The sequence below is a fragment of the Idiomarina sp. UBA4206 genome (assembly GCF_002383015.1).
Lineage (GTDB): Bacteria > Pseudomonadota > Gammaproteobacteria > Enterobacterales > Alteromonadaceae > Idiomarina > Idiomarina abyssalis.
The window spans coordinates 17,543-19,612 of the sequence record NZ_DFTS01000063.1; the positions used below are offsets into that span (position 1 = coordinate 17,543).

The following is a 2,070-nucleotide window of genomic DNA, read 5'->3' on the forward strand; positions in this document are numbered from 1 at the left end:
ACCTCTACTCGAAGCGGACAAGCCGCAGAAGGTTGGGCAAAACCTGAAGTACGATGCCCATATTTTGCGCCGTTATAAAATTCGTTTAGGCGGTATTTTAAATGACACCATGCTGGCATCTTACGTATTTAATAGTGTCGGCTCCCGTCATGACATGGACACCTTGAGCCTGCATTACCTGAACCACAAGACGATCAGTTTCGAAGAGATAGCCGGTAAAGGTGCTAAGCAGCTGACCTTTAATCAAATCGATCTTGAACAGGCGGGCCCATACGCGGCTGAAGATGCAGACATTACGTTCCGATTGCATGATGTATTGTGGAACAAGGTAAAAGATGTTGGCAGCGAACTGCACAGTGTACTGACTGATATTGAAGTACCTTTAGTTCCCGTATTGTGCGATATGGAACAATATGGTGTCCGTATAGATGCTAATTTACTGGGTAAACAAAGTCAGGAAATTACCGAGAAGCTTGACGCTTTAGAGAAAAAAGCGTTTGAGATTGCCGGTGAGGAGTTCAACTTAGGTTCGACCAAACAGTTGCAACGCATTTTCTTCGAGAAGCTGGAACTTCCGGTTGTGAAAAAGACCCCGAAGGGGGCTCCGTCAACGGCGGAGGAAGTTTTGCATGAGCTGGCGCATGACTACCCTTTACCAGATGTTATTTTACAGCACCGAAGCTTGTCGAAGCTAAAATCCACTTATACCGATAAGCTGCCGAAGATGATCAACCCTGACACCGGCCGGGTACACACCTCTTATCAGCAGGCGGTCACAGCAACCGGACGTTTGTCTTCCACTGATCCCAATTTGCAGAATATTCCTATTCGCACAGCTGAGGGGCGTCGGGTGCGTCAGGCCTTTGTTCCTGAGCAAGGTTATAAGATTGTCGCTATTGACTATAGCCAGATTGAACTGCGCATTATGGCGCATTTATCTCAGGACGCGTCGTTGCTAAAGGCTTTTGCTGAAGGCTTGGACATTCACCGGGCAACAGCCGGGGAAGTGTTCGGCTGCAAAGCCGAGGAGGTAACGGATGACCAACGCCGTCAGGCTAAAGCGGTCAACTTTGGCTTAATTTACGGTATGTCTGCGTTTGGTCTTGCGCGTCAGTTGGGTATTGCCCGCCATGAAGCTCAACACTATATGGATAAGTACTTTGAACGCTTCCCCGGTGTGCTGCGCTACATGGAAGATACCCGTAAACAGGCAAAAGAGCAGGGATACGTGAAAACCCTGTTCGGTCGCCGCTTGCCTTTGCCGGATATTAAAGCCAGCAACGGAGCTCGCAGGAAAGGTGCGGAACGGGCTGCCATTAATGCGCCGATGCAGGGAACCGCTGCGGATATCATTAAAAAAGCAATGCTGAAAGTCGCCGACTGGATTGATACCAATAAATGTCAGGATGACGTACGTATGTTAATGCAGGTTCACGATGAGTTGGTCTTTGAGATAAAAGAGGCCAAGCTGGATGATTATATTGCACAATTAACCGATGTCATGGAAAAAGCCGCAAGCCTTGATGTGCCGCTAATTGCAGAGGCGGGTAAAGGCAATAATTGGGATGAAGCGCATTAATTTTGCGATTTTTGTGAACTTTATAAAAAGGGTCTAGTCACAATAAGTGAGGGGATTAATCCTCCCTCACAAAATTGTTCTCCCTGGATTACTTTTGGCCCGGCTTTTTAGTCGGGCTTTTTTATTGCTCTTTCTGCGGAATACCAGCCAGGCCGGGGCGACCCTTGCGGTTGGCAAACCATACACCAACAAGAATCGCTAACATACCAACACCCTGTTGCAGCCAGAATGCTTCCCCGTCAAGTACTCCAAGCAAAACGGCAACCACCGGAATAAGATATGTGACTGAACTGGTGAAAACCGTATTGGTTAACTGGACCACGTGGTTAAAAATAACCAAAGCACCAGCCGTTCCTGCTATACCTAACGCCAAAACAGAGAACAGCGATAGCATAGCGCCGGGTTGTTGAACCTGGGCTATAAATTCTGTGCCAGCGAACAAATAGACAGTGGCAGGAACTGCGGCCATAAGTAGCGAGATACCGGTGATG

At 48.0% G+C, this 2,070-nt stretch carries 2 protein-coding genes; one reads left to right on the top strand and one right to left on the bottom strand.

The annotated features are described in order from the left end of the window. A partial coding sequence (polA, locus tag B3180_RS12970; protein ID WP_286844979.1) for a DNA polymerase I occupies positions 1–1,579 on the top strand: 1,579 nt, incomplete at its 5' end. Between the two features lie 121 nt (positions 1,580–1,700). Here the strand turns inward: polA and B3180_RS12975 are convergent. After that, positions 1,701–2,070, bottom strand: a 370-nt coding sequence (locus B3180_RS12975; protein ID WP_286844981.1) for an EamA family transporter, incomplete at its 5' end; no start/stop codon positions are given.